At 64.5% G+C, this 16,780-nt stretch carries 12 protein-coding genes; 6 read left to right on the forward strand and 6 right to left on the reverse strand.

What is annotated here, in order from left to right; translation table 11 throughout:
* Window position 1 precedes the first annotated feature (1 nt).
* From V3330_RS03505 to V3330_RS03520, 4 genes are read left to right on the forward strand one after another with little or no spacing between them, the layout of a single operon-like run.
* A complete protein-coding gene (locus V3330_RS03505; protein ID WP_354694007.1) occupies window positions 2–1,489 on the forward strand; it encodes an NCS1 family nucleobase:cation symporter-1 in 1,488 nt (495 codons plus the stop codon).
* A complete protein-coding gene (locus V3330_RS03510) occupies window positions 1,486–2,859 on the forward strand; it encodes an NAD(P)-dependent oxidoreductase (RefSeq protein ID WP_354694008.1) in 1,374 nt (457 codons plus the stop codon). Before V3330_RS03505 ends, V3330_RS03510 begins: the two co-directional genes overlap by 4 nt.
* Complete coding sequence (gene preA / locus V3330_RS03515; RefSeq protein WP_354694009.1) at window positions 2,852–4,126, forward strand: NAD-dependent dihydropyrimidine dehydrogenase subunit PreA; 1,275 nt, start codon at window positions 2,852–2,854, stop codon at window positions 4,124–4,126. Before V3330_RS03510 ends, preA begins: the two co-directional genes overlap by 8 nt.
* Window positions 4,127–4,138: 12 nt before the next feature.
* A complete protein-coding gene (locus V3330_RS03520) occupies window positions 4,139–4,522 on the forward strand; it encodes a VOC family protein (protein ID WP_354694010.1) in 384 nt (127 codons plus the stop codon).
* 64 nt (window positions 4,523–4,586) lie between these two features.
* On the opposite strand, the gene V3330_RS03525 is transcribed toward V3330_RS03520, so the two are convergent.
* Both V3330_RS03525 and V3330_RS03530 read right to left on the reverse strand, forming a co-directional pair.
* On the reverse strand, window positions 4,587–6,140 hold the full coding sequence (locus V3330_RS03525; RefSeq protein WP_354694011.1) for a WS/DGAT/MGAT family O-acyltransferase: 1,554 nt from the start codon (window positions 6,138–6,140) through the stop codon (window positions 4,587–4,589).
* Window positions 6,141–6,142: 2 nt separating this feature from the next.
* Window positions 6,143–6,976, reverse strand: coding sequence for a DUF2189 domain-containing protein (locus V3330_RS03530; RefSeq protein WP_354694012.1), 834 nt, complete (start codon window positions 6,974–6,976; stop codon window positions 6,143–6,145).
* A gap of 135 nt (window positions 6,977–7,111) precedes the next feature.
* Here V3330_RS03530 and V3330_RS03535 point away from each other — a divergent pair, with 135 nt between their 5' ends.
* Window positions 7,112–9,055 (forward strand): ABC-F family ATP-binding cassette domain-containing protein, encoded by a 1,944-nt coding sequence (locus tag V3330_RS03535; RefSeq protein WP_354694013.1) that lies wholly within the window; start codon window positions 7,112–7,114, stop codon window positions 9,053–9,055.
* A 78-nt stretch (window positions 9,056–9,133) separates the two neighbouring features.
* Here the strand turns inward: V3330_RS03535 and V3330_RS03540 are convergent, their stop codons facing one another.
* Entirely contained in the window at window positions 9,134–10,162 is a 1,029-nt protein-coding gene (locus V3330_RS03540; protein ID WP_354694014.1) for a DMT family transporter, read from the reverse strand.
* A gap of 180 nt (window positions 10,163–10,342) precedes the next feature.
* Between V3330_RS03540 and V3330_RS03545 the strand changes: the two genes are divergently transcribed.
* Window positions 10,343–11,842 (forward strand): aminotransferase-like domain-containing protein, encoded by a 1,500-nt coding sequence (locus V3330_RS03545; RefSeq protein WP_354694015.1) that lies wholly within the window; start codon window positions 10,343–10,345, stop codon window positions 11,840–11,842.
* On the opposite strand, the gene V3330_RS03550 is transcribed toward V3330_RS03545, so the two are convergent.
* From V3330_RS03550 to V3330_RS03560, 3 genes are all read right to left on the reverse strand, one after another.
* Window positions 11,823–12,680, reverse strand: a complete 858-nt coding sequence (locus V3330_RS03550; RefSeq protein WP_354694016.1) for a class I SAM-dependent methyltransferase — start codon at window positions 12,678–12,680, stop codon at window positions 11,823–11,825. The genes V3330_RS03545 and V3330_RS03550 overlap by 20 nt on opposite strands.
* 43 nt (window positions 12,681–12,723) lie before the next feature.
* Window positions 12,724–13,584 carry a hypothetical protein gene (locus V3330_RS03555; protein ID WP_354694017.1) on the reverse strand — a complete coding sequence of 287 codons (861 nt, stop codon included), beginning with the start codon at window positions 13,582–13,584 and terminating at the stop codon, window positions 12,724–12,726.
* 62 nt (window positions 13,585–13,646) lie between these two features.
* Complete coding sequence (locus V3330_RS03560) at window positions 13,647–16,778, reverse strand: efflux RND transporter permease subunit (protein ID WP_354694018.1); 3,132 nt, start codon at window positions 16,776–16,778, stop codon at window positions 13,647–13,649.
* Window positions 16,779–16,780 lie beyond the last annotated feature (2 nt).

Below are 16,780 nucleotides of genomic sequence, written 5' to 3' on the forward strand. Positions count from 1 at the left end.
GATGAATCCGGCTGCCGAGGCGGACACCCTGCCCCCGATTACCGGTGCGCCTGCCGGTACCGACGCCAGTCTGAGCAATGCGGACATCGCACCGGTTCCGCCCGCCGAGCGAACCTGGAACGCTTTCAGCTTCTACGCCCTGTGGGTCGGCATGGCGATCAACATTCCCACCTACATGATCGCCGCCTCGCTGGTCGAGGGCGGCATGAGTTGGGGCCAGGCCATGTGGACGGTCCTGCTGGGCAACCTGATCGTGCTCGTTCCGATGGCCCTGAGCGGACACGCCGGAACGCGTTACGGTATTCCGTTCCCGGTGTTCGCGCGCGCAGCGTTCGGCATTTCAGGGGCGCACATTCCCTCCTTTCTGCGCGCCATCGTCGCCTGCGGCTGGTTCGGCATTCAGACCTGGATCGGCGGCGCGGCCATTTACACCATGGTGCTGATCTTCTGGCCCGCCGCGGCGGAACTGCCGGCGCTGATGCCGGCCTGGATCGGCGTGGGTTGGCTGCAATTCGCCTGCTTCATGCTGTTCTGGCTGATGAACATGGCGCTGATCTGGAAGGGTATCCATTCGATTCGTGTGCTCGAGGTACTGGCCGCGCCGTTCCTGGTGATCTGCGGTCTCGCCCTATTGGCCTGGGCGTGGACCCGTGCCGACGGCTTCGGCCCGATGCTGCAGGCCGAGTCCCGTTTCAACTCCACCGCCGAATTCGCCCAGCTTTTCTTCCCCAGCCTCACCGCCATGGTGGGTTTCTGGGCCACCCTGACCCTGAACATCTCCGATTTCACACGCTACGCCCGGAATCAGCGCGCCCAAGTTGTGGGACAACTGGCCGGACTGCCGACGACGATGACCCTGTTCGCCTTCATCGGCGTCGCCGTCACCAGTGCCACCGTGGTGATATTCGGCGAAGCGATCTGGGATCCGGTAGTGCTGGTGCGCCGGTTCGACTCACCGATCCTGGTGCTGTTCGCGATGCTCGCTGTCGTCATCGCCACCATTTCCACCAACGCCGCGGCCAACGTGGTCGGACCCGCCAACAATTTCTCCAACATGTGGCCATCGAAAATCGACTTCAGGCGGGGCGGTTACATTACCGGGGTCATCGGCATCGTGATGACGCCCTGGAAACTGGTCGCCGATCCCAGCGGCTACATCTTCACCTGGCTGATCGGATATTCGGCGCTGCTGGGCCCGGTGATCGGCATCATCCTGGTCGATTACTACCTGATCCGTCGCACCGAGCTCGATCTGCGCGACCTCTACCGGCGCGAAGGGCGCTACGCCGGATTCAATCGGGCCGCCCTGTTGGCCCTGGCGGCCGGCGTGGCGCCCAATGTGCCCGGCTTTCTGGCCAATGTGGGCCTGCTCGGCTCCGACGGATGGTGGGTTGGCCTGTACAACTACGCCTGGTTTCTCGGGCTGGCGGTCGCCGGCCTGACCTATTTCTGGCTGATGCGCAACCAACGCGTGACACGAATCGCATGAAACACCCCGATATCGAAACCCGCGACGTCCGGCCCGGCCGGCTGCCCGAGGAACGGCTGCACGCCAACTTCGCGGACCTGCATCCGCCGCTGACGGCCCTGCAGGCCGAAGTCGAGGCGGCGCGCTGCCTGTTCTGCTTCGATGCCCCGTGCACCGAAGCCTGCCCCACGGGTATCGACATTCCCGGCTTCATCCGCAAGATCGCGACGGGCAACCTGCACGGCGCGGCCGTGACCATCCTGGACGAGAACATCATGGGCGGCACCTGCGCCAACGTCTGTCCGGTCGAAGAGCTGTGCGAACAGGTGTGCGTGAAGAATACGGCGGAAGCTCTGCCGGTCGCCATCGGCCGCCTGCAACGCCATGCCACCGATCACCTGTTCGCCAGCGGGCGGCAACCCTATCGCCATGGCTCAGATACGGGCAAACGGGTGGCCGTCGTCGGCGCCGGCCCGGCCGGGCTGGCGTGCGCGCACCGCCTGGCGCTGCACGGTCATGAGGTGACCGTTTATGAGACACGCCCCAAAGCTGGCGGCCTGAACGAGTACGGGATCGCGGCTTACAAAATGGTCGATGACCGGGCGGCGCGGGAAGTGGAATTCATTCTCGGCGTCGGCGGCATCACCCTGCGAAACGGCAAGACCCTGAGCGTGGATTTCAGCCTGGCCGCGCTGCGCCGGGAATACGATGCCGTGTTTCTCGGCCTCGGCCACAACGCCGTCAACCACCTCGACCTGGATCACGAAGACGCGGACGGCGTGCACAGTGCCGTGAACACCATCGAGCGGATTCGACAGGAGGATCTGGCGTCCCTGCCCGTGGGCCGGCGGGTGGTCGTGATCGGAGGCGGCAATACCGCGATCGACATCGCGGTGCAGATGCGCAAGCTCGGCGCCGAATCGGTCACCCTGGTCTACCGTCGGGGCCGTGAAGACATGGGCGCCACCGGCCACGAGCAGGCATTGGCGCAAACCAGCGGCGTGCTCATCCGCACCTGGGCCGCGCCCCACCGCATCCATACCGCCGAGGACGGCGTACACCGGGTGAGCTTTGAATACACCCATACCAATGACGAAGGCCGCCTCGCCGGCACCGGCCGATTTTTCGATATCGACGCCGACCAGGTTTTCAAAGCCATCGGTCAGCACTTCGACGAGGCCCTGCTGGACTCGGACGACTGCCCGGCGGTGGAAAACGGCCGCATCCGCGTCGATGAACAACGGGCGACCAGCCTCGAAGGTGTCTGGGCCGGCGGCGACTGCGTGCCCGGCAGGGATCTCACGGTCACCGCGGTGCAGGACGGCAAGGCCGCCGCCGACAGCATGCACCAATGGCTGAGCCGTACCGAACCGGAGTCCGCTGATGGCTGATCTGAGCTGCAACATTGCCGGGGTACACGGCCCCAATCCTTTCTGGCTGGCGTCGGCGCCACCCACCGACAAGCAGTACAACGTCGAGCGGGCTTTCGAAGCCGGCTGGGGCGGCGTGGTCTGGAAAACCCTGGGCGAAGCCGGCCCACCCGTCGTCAATGTCTGCTCCCGCTATGGCAGCATCGATTACAACGGCCAGCGCATGGTCGGACTGAACAACATCGAACTGATCACCGACCGACCGCTGGACGTCAATCTGCGGGAAATCGCCGCGGTCAAGCAGGCCTGGCCGGACCGGGCCATGGTGGTTTCCCTGATGGTGCCCTGCAACGAGGCGGCCTGGCGGGACATCCTGAAAGCGGTCGAGCAGACCGGCTGTGACGGCGTGGAATTGAATTTCGGCTGTCCGCACGGCATGAGCGAAAGGGGCATGGGTTCGGCCGTGGGCCAGGTGCCGGAATACATTCGGGAGGTCACCGGATGGTGCAAGACACACACCGACCTTCCGGTGTTCGTCAAACTGACCCCCAACATCACTGACATCCGCTACCCGGCACGCGCCGCGCGGGAAGGCGGCGCCGACGCGGTATCACTGATCAATACGATCAATTCGATTACCGGAATCGACCTTGACACCTTCGCGCCGGAACCGACGGTGGCCGGCAAGGGCGCTCATGGGGGGTATTGCGGTCCGGCGGTCAAACCGATTGCGCTCGGCATGGTGTCGGAAATCGCGCGGGATCCGGTCACTCACGGTCTGCCGATCTCCGGAATCGGCGGTATCGCCACCTGGCGCGACGCTGCGGAGTTCATCGCGCTGGGCTGCGGCAGCGTCCAGGTGTGCACCGCCGCCATGCATTTCGGCTTCAAGATCATCGATGACCTCGTCGACGGCCTGGCCAACTGGATGGACGACCAGGGGCATGCCAATCTCGATGCCTTCCGTGGGCGAGCCGTTCCCAATGTCACCGACTGGAACCAGCTCGACCTGAACTACAAGACCCTGGCCGCCATCGATCAGGACCTGTGCATCCAGTGCGGCCTGTGCCACATTGTCTGCGAAGACACTTCGCACCAGGCCATCGCCCGAAGCCGTGGTGACGACGGCCGCCGCGTCTACACGGTCATCGACGACGACTGCGTCGGCTGCAACCTGTGCAACCTGGTGTGCCCGGTTCCCGACTGCATCAGCATGGTCGAAGTCGACAACGGCAAGCCCTACCTGAATTGGAACGACCACCCCAACAATCCGCAAGGCGGGAACTGACCGGAGCCTCCCATGCACAAGAGCCGACTGGCCGGTTTCATCATCGACTGCGAAACCGACGACCTGGATGCCGCGGCCGGCTTCTGGAGCGCGGCGCTGGGCCTTGAACGGAAACCGTTCGACGACCCGGAGGAAGCGGCCGCTTACATCGGCCTGCGCACGGACGCGGACGACCTGCACATCGAAGTGCAGAAAGTCGCTCACACGAGCCGGGTTCACCTGGACATCGAAGCCGACGACCTCGAAGCCGAGGCGCGCCGCCTGGAAGCCCTCGGCGCCCGGCGCATCGGCATGGTCAAGCGCTGGATCGTCATGGAGGCGCCGACCGGCCAGCGGTTCTGCATCGTGCAACCGCAGCGCCGCGATTTCGACGATCGCGCCAACACCTGGGACTGAGCCCCGGCCGGGCCTTCACGGGTCACCCGTTCGGGACGGGACGGCACCGCCCTGCCGGACACTTTTACTCCCGCAGCCGCCGGTCGAGGGTCGCGATCGCCCGATCCAGATCGCGGCTGGCCCGGCGCAGGCGTTGCAGGGCGGGCGCCGCGTCATCTCCGCGCTCTGCGTCGGGTAAATCTTCGTCGTCGATTCGAAGCGAATCCGCCGGCGCTGCGGCGACCGAGCGTTCAAGGTCGATCAGCGCAGCGTCCATGAGGTGTGCCAGGTGGTCCGGATCCGGTACCACCCGGTAGCAGGACGTGAGGCTGATCGACAGGCGCCCGGCGTGAGTGAGCACCACGACCATCAGCCCCAAGCCGTCGATGATCGGCGCCATGCCGAATTGGGCACCGAGCCGGGCACCGGCCAGGTACAGGGGCGTGGATGGCCCGGGAACATTGGTGATGATCAGGTTGAAGAACGGCCGGTGCCGGCCGCCGAGGCGCATGCGCGTATAAACCCGGGCCGCCGCCGCCAGGGTTTCGGAGGGGATGAATTCGGCGATGCGGTGGGCCGGCATGGCGCTTGCGTAGACTTTTGAGCCGGTCGTGCCGCGCCGAATGCGTAACAGCCGGCGCAGGGGATCCGGCTCGTCGGTCGCCAGGTCCGCCAACATCGCGGACACCTGGTTTCCCATCTTGCCGCGATCACGCTCCTGGCGCACCGAAACGGGTGTCATGGCAATCAGGGATTTCCGAGGCAATTCGTCGCGCTCCGCCAAATAGGCACGCAGTGCGCCGGCGCACTGGCACAGCACGACATCGTTGACCGTCACCCCGGGAACCTGGCGCCTCAGAGCCCGATATCGCTCGAAATCGAAATCCGTCCCCCAAAACGTCCGGCTCGACGACACCGCACGGTTCAGCCGCGTTCGGGGCGCGGACAGCAGCGTGGGCGGCGGATCGATGCGTTCCGCCCGACGCGCGCCATAGATACGGGCCGCGCCGCGCGCAACTTCACCGAGAACCTGACCCAGCTCTTTCGATTTCCGGCCCATTCCCGCCCAGGCGCCCCCCACCAGCGCCAGGCTTCCGGGTATCTCTTCTGGCTGCCAGTCATCGTGCTCAACCCGCCCGGGCACCGGGCTGATGTCCAGCAACGCCGCCATCAGTTCGACGCCCGAGCCCCCGTCCACCGCGGCGTGATGAACTTTCGAGATCATCGCGTACGAACCCGGAGCGAAGCCATCGACCCCGTTTACTTCTTCGACGAAACTCAGTGACCACAGGGGGCGCCGGCGGTCCAGCACCTCGCCGAATACATGAGCCGCCACGTGCATGAGTTCCCGGCGCCCACCCGGAGCGGGCAAGCTCAGCCGCGGCAGGTGCCGGTCGAGTTGGAAGCCGGGATCGTTGATCCAGCAGGGATGAGCCAGTCCAATCGGCGGTTCGACCAGCCGTTCACGAAAAATTCGCGAACTGGCCAGCCGGTCCCGGATGTGCGCGTGAAACATCTCATAACTGAACCCTTTGGGCGCGGTGGCGGCGTCCATGAGGTAGACACCGCCGATGTGCATCGGGCTGTGGTCGTCCTCCAGGTAGATGAACGACGCATCGAGCGCGGACAATCGGCGCACTGTCAGTCGTTTCCGTTCGCCGCATGCGGTGACGGCAGGACCTTGAATCCGGAGGTATCCAGCGCCGCCCGGTAGCCGTGCCAGGTGGCGTAGGCCAGCCAGGGTATGATCACCGCCAGCCCGAGCAGTGCCGTCGCCACCCCCGCCGCCATGAGTGCGACGATGAGCACGACCCAAACCGCCATGGTCCATTTATTGCGCAGCACGGCGTTGATGCTCGACACCACCGCGGTCACCACGTCCACCTCGCGATTGGCGATGAACGGCAGCGAAAACGCGCTGGCGGCGAATGTCACCAGGGCGAAAACAGACCCGATTGCCGATCCGACAGCGAGAAAGGTCAGCAAGCCGCTCCATTCATGCCCGGTATCCGCCGGAAAGAATACATGCACCATCGAGCCGGCCCGGGCCCAGAGCAGAAAAATCACCAGCAGGACCAGTGCGAAGACGAGCGCGTTGCCGAACGGCAGCCGGATCGCCGCCAGGGTTTCCGCCAGGCCCGGATGATGACCGGCATCCAGCGCCCGGCTGACCGCATACAAGGCGAAGGCCATCAGCGGAGCGATGAAAATGAATCCGGAAAGGACGCTGATCAGCAGCACCCACCCACCGAGCACCCAGGCCAGGGCGGCGACAGCTCCGAACAAGGCCACCGAGAACGCCCCCCAGATCAGGCTCAGGACCGGAGTCCTCCTGAAATCACCCCACCCCATCCGCAGCCAGTCCAGCGGCGCGGACGGAGCCAGATCCCGGCAGGGTGCGACGAACGATTCGGGCGAATTGATGCTCCGGAGCGCGGGCTCGGGTTTGGCGTTCTGCGGGTTGGTCTGTGTCATCCACGCTCCGTGGCGCGACGGCGGAACATGGGTTCCGGCCGACGGGTACGCTTATAATAGGCTGCAATGGCCGGGATTGCAGCCGGCCGCCTCCCGGGCATCTCCGCCCGTTTTCCGAAGGAATGACTGGCAACCATGCTGCAACTGAATCAGGTCCGGCTGCGCCGGGGAACACGCATCCTGTTCGAGGACGCGACCTTCCAGGCTCACGCGGGCCAGCGTGTGGGCGTGACCGGCGCCAATGGCAGCGGAAAATCATCTCTGTTCGAACTGATACTCGGCGGACTGCAGACCGACGCCGGCGAAATCAGCCTGCAGGCAGGCTGCCGCATCGCGGCAGTGGCTCAGGAAACACCCGATTCCGAGCGCAGCGCGCTGGATTTCGTGCTGGACGGGGACATTGAGCTGCGTGCGGCCGAAGCCGCGATCCGGCAAGCCGAGGCGGGAACCGAGGACGAATCCGAAGCCGATGCGAAAGCCCTGGCGCGAGCCTATGAAGCGTTCGAGGATGCCGACGGTTACGCGGCCCGGGCCCGGGCCGGCGCGCTGCTGCACGGACTTGGATTCGAGCCGGAACAAACCGAATGGGAGGTATCGGCGTTCTCGGGCGGCTGGCGGGTACGGCTCGCGCTGGCCCAGGCCCTGATGCGCCAGTCCGATCTGCTGCTGCTGGACGAGCCCACCAACCACCTCGACCTGCCGGCCATTCTGTGGCTGGAGAACTGGCTCGCCCGCTACCCCGGGTTGCTGCTTGTCATCTCGCACGATCGCGACTTTCTCGATGCCGTGTGCACGCGTATCGCGCATATCGAGCAGCAACATGTCACGCTCTATGGCGGCAACTACAGCCAGTTCGAGGAGGTCCGCACGGCCCGTCTGGCGCAGCAGCAGGCCATGCACGAGAAGCAGCAGAAGGAAATTCGTCACATTCAGTCCTTTGTCGATCGCTTTCGTTACAAGGCTTCCAAGGCGCGGCAGGCCCAAAGCCGCCTGCGCATGCTCGAACGCATGACCCTGATCGCGCCGGCCCACGTGGACTCCCCGTTTCACTTCACGTTCCTGGAACCCGGACGTCAGCCACAGCACCTGCTCAAGATGGAGGACGCGCAACTGGGTTACGCGAAGGGCCAACCCGTGTTGTCCAATGTCAACCTGGGCATCGAGGCCGGGCAGCGCCTGGGACTGCTGGGCGTCAACGGCGCGGGAAAATCAACCCTGGTCCGGGCGCTGGCCGACGGCAGCACCCTGCTGTCCGGCCAACGAATCGTGCACCGGGACACGGTAATCGGCTATTTCGCGCAACATCAGCTGGAGCAACTCGACCCGCAGCAAAGTCCGCTCGCGCATCTGCAGTCACGCGAACCGGGCAGCACGGAAAGCGAACTGCGCCAGTATCTCGGTCGGTTCGGCTTCGCGGGTGAACGGATTTTCGATCCGGTCGCGCCTTTTTCCGGTGGGGAAAAAGCCCGGCTCGTGCTGGCGCTGCTGATTCGTCTGAGGCCTAACCTGCTGCTGCTCGACGAGCCCACCAATCACCTGGATCTGGAGATGCGGCAGGCCCTGAGCATGGCATTGAACGACTATTCCGGCGCACTGGTCGTGATTGCCCATGACCGCCACCTGTTGCGCACGGTCTGTGACGAACTGATCGTCGTCCATGATGGCATGGCCGACCGCTTCGACCGCAGCCTGGACGACTATGCCGCGTGGTTGACCGAACGCGACGAGGAAACCACAGACCGCGACGCGAGCACGGACGGCAAGGACCGGGGGAATCCGGCGACGTCCCGCGGCAGCCAGCGCGCCCGCCGTCAGGAAAAGGCGCGGGCCCGCGAGGCGCTCAAACCACTGCGCGACCGAGTGCAACGCATCGAGAAGGAAATGAACCGGGTACGAATGGCCTGCGAATTGCTGGAACGCAAACTGGCGGACGATGCCCTGTACAACGAACCGGAGCGGCGCGACGAACTCACCGGACTGGTCCGTGAGCAAGGCGAGGCGCGAAGCCGGCTGGAACAACTGGAAGAAGACTGGCTCGCGGCCAGCGAAGCCCTGGAGTGCGCTCGCGGCGATCAGTGAAGCCGACCGGCCCGCGGGTTCGAGCCATCACGCCGGCCGGCCTGGATCGCCTTGCGGCATCCGGGCGGGTCCGGCGTCTCAGCCGCCTTCGCGGCAAGCCGGCTGTTTCAGGGTCTTGCGTTCGAACAGGCGATTCACCAGGCCCGCCGTCGACGGTCCGTTGAACCGGGCCGGCCCGCGGGCCAAACGAAAGGCGGCAAGGACCCCGCGCGCCCATTGCCGCACCCCCCGCACGAGCCTGCGCCCCCCCAGAATGGCCAGGTTGCCCGTGATGACCAGGGCAATCCCGGCCAGCACGTGCCAATCGACGACCAGCCCTTCGAACGCGACCGACAGCAACACCGCCACGACCGGAAACATCACCACGGCATAACCCGCCTGGGCGGGACCAATCCGACCGAGCAATTTGAGGTAGGTGCCGAACGCGAAAATGGAACCGAATATCGACAGGTAGAGCAACGAGGCTACGTAGGATGCCGTGTACTCGAAGTTGAACGGCAGATCCCGGCGCCACGCGATCAGCGCCGTCACGATGGCCCCGTAGAACATGCCCCACGCATTGGACGGCACGATGGGGAGACCTTCACGCTGGGCGCGGTGCGAAACCATGTTACCCAGCGAGGCGACCAGGGCGCCGCCCAGGCTGAGGCCGGCCCCGATCAGGGTCCGGTTGGTGAGATTCACGTCCACGATTCCGGGCCAGAACAGTATCGCGAGACCGGCCACGCCGATGAGCGCGCCCACCCCCACCCTGGGCTCGATGCGGGTGCCGAAAAACAGCCGGGTGTTGAGCACGTTCATCCACATCATGCTCGAGAAAACGACGGCGTTGAGCGCGGAAGCGATGTAAGCCTGCGCCGAGTAGGTCGCGATGTAATTGATTCCGAACAGCAGCAAGCCCAGCAACATGAATCGAACATGGGCCTTGAGTCCATAACTCAGCTGCACGCCGCGAACCCGGCACCAGGCGAAAAGCAACACGGCCGCAATGGCATAGCGGTAGACCACCGACACTTCCGGGGCGACCTCACCCAATTGGAAATTGATCACCAGCCAGGTACTGCCCCAGACCAGAACCGTGACCATGTAAAGAATGACATCGGTCATGTCGTCTCTCCGTTGACCGCCTGTTCCGCCCCGCCCGCACCGCCGGGCGGCGGCGAACGGAGCAGGATTGATCGATTACGGGAATGAGCTTAGAATGCAGACTGTCTACTGAACAGACACACTTTTTTTAAAATGTGACATATACAGCTTGTTCCAGACAAAATCTTCGGAGCCTTCCCCATGTTGACCGTGGATAAGACCGACGGCACCTTCCTGTATGAGCAGGTGGTCCACCTGATCGCCGGACAGGTGGAGAACGGGGCTCTGCGTCCCGGTGATCGACTGCCCTCGCTGCGCGGCCTGAGCCGGCGCCTGGACATCAGCGTTCCGACAGTCCGCCAGGCCTATCTCGAACTCGAACGCCAGGGCCGCATCGAGGCCCGCCCCAAGTCCGGATACTTCGTCCAGGCCAGCCGCCAGAACCGCCTGGTTCGTGGTGCCCGGGTGAGCGGCAAGCCGTCGACGGTCAAGCGACAGGCGCTGATCGACCGGGTGTACGACCACATTCACCAGACCGGGCTGCTGCCCCTGGGAATTGCCAACCCCGGCATGGCCCACCCCGCCACCCGGACCCTGCACCGAGCGATGAAACGGGTCATGGCACGGACCGAAAGCCGGCTTCTCGGGTACGCCCCGGCCTACGGCGACCCCGGTCTGTGCCGCCAGATCGCATACCGCTATCTCAATCAGGGCGGTTCGGTGGATCCGGCCGAAGTTCTGATCACCAACGGCGGCCAGGAAGCACTGACCCTGGCCCTGCAATCGGTGGCGCGCAGCGGAGACGTCATCGCCGTCGAAAGCCCCGCCTACTACGGCGGGCTGGAATTGATCGAAAGTCTGGGCATGCTGGCCCTGGAGATCGATACCTGTCCGGTCAACGGGGTCTCACTGTCGGCGTTGAGCAAGGCCCTGGAAGAGCACGACATCCGCGCCTGCCTGTTCTCGGCCGCCGTCAGCAATCCGCTGGGTTGCGTCAGTTCCGACGAGGGCCGGCGGAACCTCGTCCAACTGCTGGAAAGCCGTGACGTACCGCTGATCGAAGACGACGTGTACGGTGATCTCGTATTTTCCGGCGAACGGCCCCGCCCCGCCCAGTTCTACGCGCAGCGCGGGCAGGTACTGACGGTGGGTTCGTTTTCCAAGACCGTTGCGCCGGGCTACCGAATCGGCTGGCTGCTGCCCGGACGCCATCTCGGCCGCGCCCGCAAGCTCAAGCGCGCGATTTCGTGTTCGTCCGGCCTGTTGCAGCAACTCACGCTGAGAGAATTCATCAACTCGGGGGACTACGATCGTCACCTCAACCGCCTGCGGCCGAAGCTGCAGCACAACGCGGAACGCATGATTGCCTGCATCGAACAGTATTTTCCGGCGGAAACCGCGATTTCACGGCCATGCGGCGGATCGGTCCTGTGGCTGGAATTGCCCGGTGGCGTGGATTCCGAGGTACTTTTCGACCGAGCGATCGATATCGGCATCAGCATCACGCCGGGGCGCATTTTCTCGCCCGCGGATCGCTACCGGAACTACATGCGACTCAGTTTTGGGCACCCCTGGTCCGAAGCCATCGAATCGGGGCTGGAAGCGCTCGGGCGCCTGGTGCGGGAACTGGCCGTGTCGGGCCGGACACCGGCCCCGGTGCCGGCCCGTCACGGACAAAATCTCAACCCACGGGTTTCCTGAAGCGCAGGGTCATGCGATCGCTTTCGCCGATCGCGCGGTACTCGGCTTCACATTTCGCCCTGGCGCCGGCATCACTCTCCGGAGCGCAGACCGCCAGTCCGGGTGGCAGACTCCAGACGCCTTCGGGGTGATCATGATCATCGGCGGGATTGGCGTTGACGTCCGATCGGGCCTCCAGATACAGGCCGGCGGCACGCGCCAGGTCGATGACGGTCTGCTCGGGCACGTATCCGTTCTCAGCGGACATGGCCGGATCCGCACCCGGCGCGGCCCGGTGCTGAACCACGCCCAGCACGCCACCGGGCTTCAGCACGCGCGCGAACTCAGCGAACACATCGTCCGCCAGTCCCTCGCTCACCCAGCCGTGGGTATTGCGAAAAGTCAGTACCAGGTCGAAGGAATCCGCCGCACCGAGGGATGGCGACTCCGGCGGCGACCAGGGTGTCACGACGACCTGGTCGTACAGTTCGGGTGCAGCCGCGAACTTTTCCAGCAGCGCATCGTGCAGTTGATAACGGTAGTCCGGCTGGCCTTCGACATCGGGGTCCCAGCTCGCCACGACAAACTGGCCATGGTGGCGCAGCACCGGCGCCAGTACTTCGCTGTACCAACCACCACCGGGCCAGATTTCCAGCACCTTCATGCCGTCCTTCAGACCCAGAAATTCGAGCGTGCCCACCGGGTGTCGGTAGCGGTTTCGCGCCTGATTGGCTTCCGAGCGGTGATCACCGAACATGGCCTGTTCGACGCGTGCCGCGACGGACAGGTCCCCAGCCGCGGCCGACCCGTAGAACACAACAGCGCCCAACAGGCAGACAATCCGTATGGGTTTCCTCATGAAATACCTCCCGTAAGCAGGGGTGGATGAATGGGCCGGGCGGTCAGGCCGCGCGCAGGCCCTTGGCTGAACTGCGAAAGGCACGGCGAAAAGCGATGCCCAGGCAAAGCCCGCCAATGGTCGCGACCAGCAGCACGACATCGGGCATGGTGTCCAGGCCCTGCAACGCCGCCAGCAGGCCGATGACCATGGCGCCTTTGACCCGCTCGACGGGAAGCCGCTCGCCATGCACATCATCGCGGGAATGCACCTTGCGCATCAGCACGAGATTCAGTGAAAACAACACGAGTGCGAATACACCCAGCCATTGAATCAGGCTGCCGGGGGTGATGACCGTAAGCCAGTTGACGTCGTAATCGACGATGTACACCACCATGGAGCCGGCACACAGCAGCGCGTAAAGCAGTTGTCGCTTCAACGGTCTTCGCAGGCTGGCGTCGAGCAGGAATGCGAGGGCGCCGACGGCCCCGAACCACGGACTGGCCGTCGCGTACACGGTCCATATCACCAGTCCGGTCACCATCAGCGAATCGGGAACCCGCGCTTTCAGACCGGTGGTGCGGTTGACGATGCGCGCCAGGAACAGGGTGGTGAACAGGGTCAGCAATCCCGGTGCGTCAGACGCCAGCGATACCAGAAAACCCAGGGCCATGGCCACGAACGCGGCAATCGGGTCGTCCGGCAGCAGTTCGCGACCCAGTGCCCAGCAACCGAAAGCCGCCAACAGCGAAATCCCGCCGAGGCGCAGCGCATTCAAGGCACCCTGTTCCAGGCCGGCGAACCCGGCCGCTGCGCCGCCGATAAACGCCAGGGGCAACAGAATCAGAACCGCCTTGTTACTGGGAACCGCGGGTTCGAGCGGACGACCGATGGAGGTGTAACGGTAAAGTGCGTGCTCGGTCATCGCGGTGTTGGCTCGCTCACTGCCATAGGGTCATGATAGCAGGCCCGGAATCGGCCATCCGTTCAGGCCCCGGGCTTCTCCGGCGCGGTACCCGGCGCCGCCCGCTGCAACTGTTCAATCAGGCGGGTCACCCGCTGCGGCGAGGAGGTCTTGCGAGCCAGCAGCACGTACAGGGAAGGCACGATGAACAGGGTCAGGGCCGCGGAAATCGCCACGCCAAACACAACGACGATACCGATGGGCTGCCGCGATTCCGCACCGGCGCCGCTGCCCAGCAGCAGCGGCAGGGCGCCGAACGTGGTCGCCGCACTGGTCATCAGAATCGGCCGCAGACGCACCGAGGCGGCTTCCAGCACCGCATCCGAGATGGAACGCCCGCGATCGCGCAACTGGTTGGCGAATTCCACAATCAGCACCCCGTTCTTGGCGGACAGTCCGATCAACAGGATGGCCCCGATCTGACTGAACACATTGATCGACGAACCGTAGGCCCACAGCCCGACCAGCGCCCCGGTCATCGCCAGCGGAACGGTCACCAGGATCACCAGCGGATTGATGAAACTCTCGAACTGTGCGGCGAGCACCAGAAAGACGATGATCAACGCCAGGGCGAAGGTGATGTACAGGGACTGCCCCGTCTCCAGGTATTCCTTGCTTTCACCGTCCCAGCTGATGCGAGCCGCCGCCGGAAGCGTCGACTGCGTGACCGCTTCGAGGGCCTCGATGCCCTGCCCCAGGCGTACCCCTTCGGTCAGTGCGGCGTCGATGGTGATCGAGCGCATGCGGTCGTGCCGATTGAGTTCCGTCGGCCCGGCGGTTTCCTCCAGCGTCACGAGATTGGACAGGGGAATCAGTTCATTGGAAAGATCCGACCGCACGTACAGGTTGGCCAGGTCATCGGGACTGGCCCGGTCCGATTCCCGACCCATCAGGATCACGTTGTACTCACGTCCGCGGTCAATGTAGGTGGTCACCACCCGCGAGCCGAGCATGGTCTCCAGCGTCGTGCCCACAGCCAGCAACGAAACGCCCAGGGTCGCCGCGCGATTGCGATCCACCGCAACCTGCATCTGCGGCTTGCGTTCCTGGTAATTGCTGTCGGGGTTCTCCAGTTCATCCACGCCCTGCAGACCCAGCATCACCTGGTCACGCCAGCGCTGCAGCTGGTCGTAGTCCGGGCCACCAATGACCATGGATACCGGCCGGCCGTTAGAGCGTATGCCGAGGCTGCCGCCGGTGTTGACGAAGGAACGGACACCGGGCAATTTCTCCAGCCGTTCGCGCAACCGGGCAGCCACTTCCTTGTCGGTCTCATCGCGTTCGTCCCAGTGCTCCAGCAGCACGATGGCACGGGCGGAATTGACTTCAGCACCACCAAACCTCCCCGGCACCCGCGTGAGGAACCGCCGGACCGTCCGCCCCTCGCCGAGTTCCTCGATCAGGATGGATTCCATCTGGCGTGCGTACCGGTCCATGTAATCGAAACTCGCGCCGTCCGGCGCCCGCAGCAAGACGAAGAACGCGCCGCGATCCTCAGACGGTGCGTATTCCGTGGGCAGGCTCGTGACCAGTCCGGCTGAGAGACCGGTCAGCCCCAGCAGAATGGCGACGGCTATGAACGGCCGCGCGACAAATTTTTCCAGTATGCCCCGGTAGACGGATGCCAGTCGGTTGAACACCCGGTCGACGTGGTGTGCCAGACCGCCGCGCAACGAGGATTCGCTCAGCATTTTCGAGCACAGCATGGGGGTCAGGGTCAGCGCCACGATCATCGAGAACAGCACCGCGGCCGCCAGGGTGATCCCGAACTCCCGGAACAGGCGGCCGACGTCGCCTTCAATGAACGACAGCGGCACGAATACCGCCACCAGGACCAGCGTGGTGGCGAGCACCGCAAAGCCGATTTCGCGCGAGCCGTTGAGCGCCGCGAGCAGGGGTTTCTCGCCCTGCTCGACCCGCCGGAAAATATTCTCCAGCACCACGATGGCATCGTCGACCACCAGACCGATGGCCAGCACCAGCCCGAGCAGTGTCAGGATATTGATGGTATAGCCCATCGCGGCCATGACGATAAACGTCGAAATCACCGACACCGGCACCACCAGCGCCGGAATCAGGGTCACGCGCAGCGAACCGAGAAACAGGTAGATCACCACCAGCACCAGCCCGATGGCGACGAACAGCGCAATGTACACCTCGCGCATCGATGCGCGAATGAACTCCGCCCGGTCGTAATTGACGCCCAGCATCATCCCTTCGGGCAGATCGGGCTGGATGATTTCCATTTCCACCTGCACGCCGTCGGAAACCGCCACGCTGTTGGCTTTCGACAACTGCTCGATCGCCAGCGAAACCGCCTCGTCGCCGTTGGCGCGCGCGACGCTGCGCTCGTCTTCGGCACCCACCCGGACGTCGGCCACCTCACCGAGGCGGACTACCTGCCCGTCGGGCCCCCGGCCGATGACCAGTTCGCGAAAATCACTTTCTTCCACGTAATTGGTGGTCGTTCTCAGCGTGAACTCACGCTCCACCGATTCCAGCCGCCCCGCCGGCAGTTCGACGTTTTCGGACAACAGGGCATTCTGCACATCGTTGACCGTGAGGCTGCGCGCGGCCAGCGCTTCGCGGTCCAACCAGATACGCATGGCGTAGCGGCGCGAACCGGAGATACGGACACGCGCGACCCCGGGCACGGTCGACAGGCGGTCGACGAGGTAGCGTTCGGCGAAATCGGTGAGTTGCAGGCCGTCGTGACGATCCGACGTCAGGTTCAGGTACATGACGGGGTCGGAAGCACTGTCGGACTTGGCGATCTCGGGTGGATCCGCCTCCCGCGGCAACTGATCGACCACCCGGGCGACGCGGTCACGGATGTCGTTGGCCGCCGCATCGACATCGCGGCTGACAGCGAATTCGACCCGGATATCCGAACGTTCGTCACGGCTGGTCGAGGTCAGTTTTTCGATGCCCTCGATGCCGGCGATGACGTCCTCGATGACCTGGGTGACCTTGGTTTCGACCACTTCGGCCGACGCACCGCGGTAACTCGTTTCGATGGACACGACCGGCGAATCGATATCGGGATACTGCCGCACCGGCAGATCGGTCAGTGCCGCCAGCCCCAGGATCAGCAGCAGCATGGAAATGACCGTTGCGAATACCGGGCGACGGACCGAAACGTCGGAAAGGAACATGT

The sequence above is a fragment of the Elongatibacter sediminis genome (assembly GCF_037892215.1).
Lineage (GTDB): Bacteria > Pseudomonadota > Gammaproteobacteria > Xanthomonadales > SZUA-36 > Elongatibacter > Elongatibacter sediminis.

Bases quoted from the DNA above. Each gene is read 5' to 3' on its own strand.
- V3330_RS03505 (WP_354694007.1), top strand. From the start codon at position 2: ATGAATCCGGCTGCCGAGGCGGACACCCTGCCCCCGATTACCGGTGCG.
- V3330_RS03510 (WP_354694008.1), top strand. From the start codon at position 1,486: ATGAAACACCCCGATATCGAAACCCGCGACGTCCGGCCCGGCCGGCTG.
- preA (WP_354694009.1), top strand. From the start codon at position 2,852: ATGGCTGATCTGAGCTGCAACATTGCCGGGGTACACGGCCCCAATCCT.
- V3330_RS03520 (WP_354694010.1), top strand. From the start codon at position 4,139: ATGCACAAGAGCCGACTGGCCGGTTTCATCATCGACTGCGAAACCGAC.
- V3330_RS03530 (WP_354694012.1), bottom strand. From the start codon at position 6,976: ATGACACAGACCAACCCGCAGAACGCCAAACCCGAGCCCGCGCTCCGG.
- V3330_RS03535 (WP_354694013.1), top strand. From the start codon at position 7,112: ATGCTGCAACTGAATCAGGTCCGGCTGCGCCGGGGAACACGCATCCTG.
- V3330_RS03540 (WP_354694014.1), bottom strand. From the start codon at position 10,162: ATGACCGATGTCATTCTTTACATGGTCACGGTTCTGGTCTGGGGCAGT.
- V3330_RS03545 (WP_354694015.1), top strand. From the start codon at position 10,343: ATGTTGACCGTGGATAAGACCGACGGCACCTTCCTGTATGAGCAGGTG.
- V3330_RS03550 (WP_354694016.1), bottom strand. From the start codon at position 12,680: ATGAGGAAACCCATACGGATTGTCTGCCTGTTGGGCGCTGTTGTGTTC.
- V3330_RS03555 (WP_354694017.1), bottom strand. From the start codon at position 13,584: ATGACCGAGCACGCACTTTACCGTTACACCTCCATCGGTCGTCCGCTC.
- V3330_RS03560 (WP_354694018.1), bottom strand. From the start codon at position 16,778: ATGTTCCTTTCCGACGTTTCGGTCCGTCGCCCGGTATTCGCAACGGTC.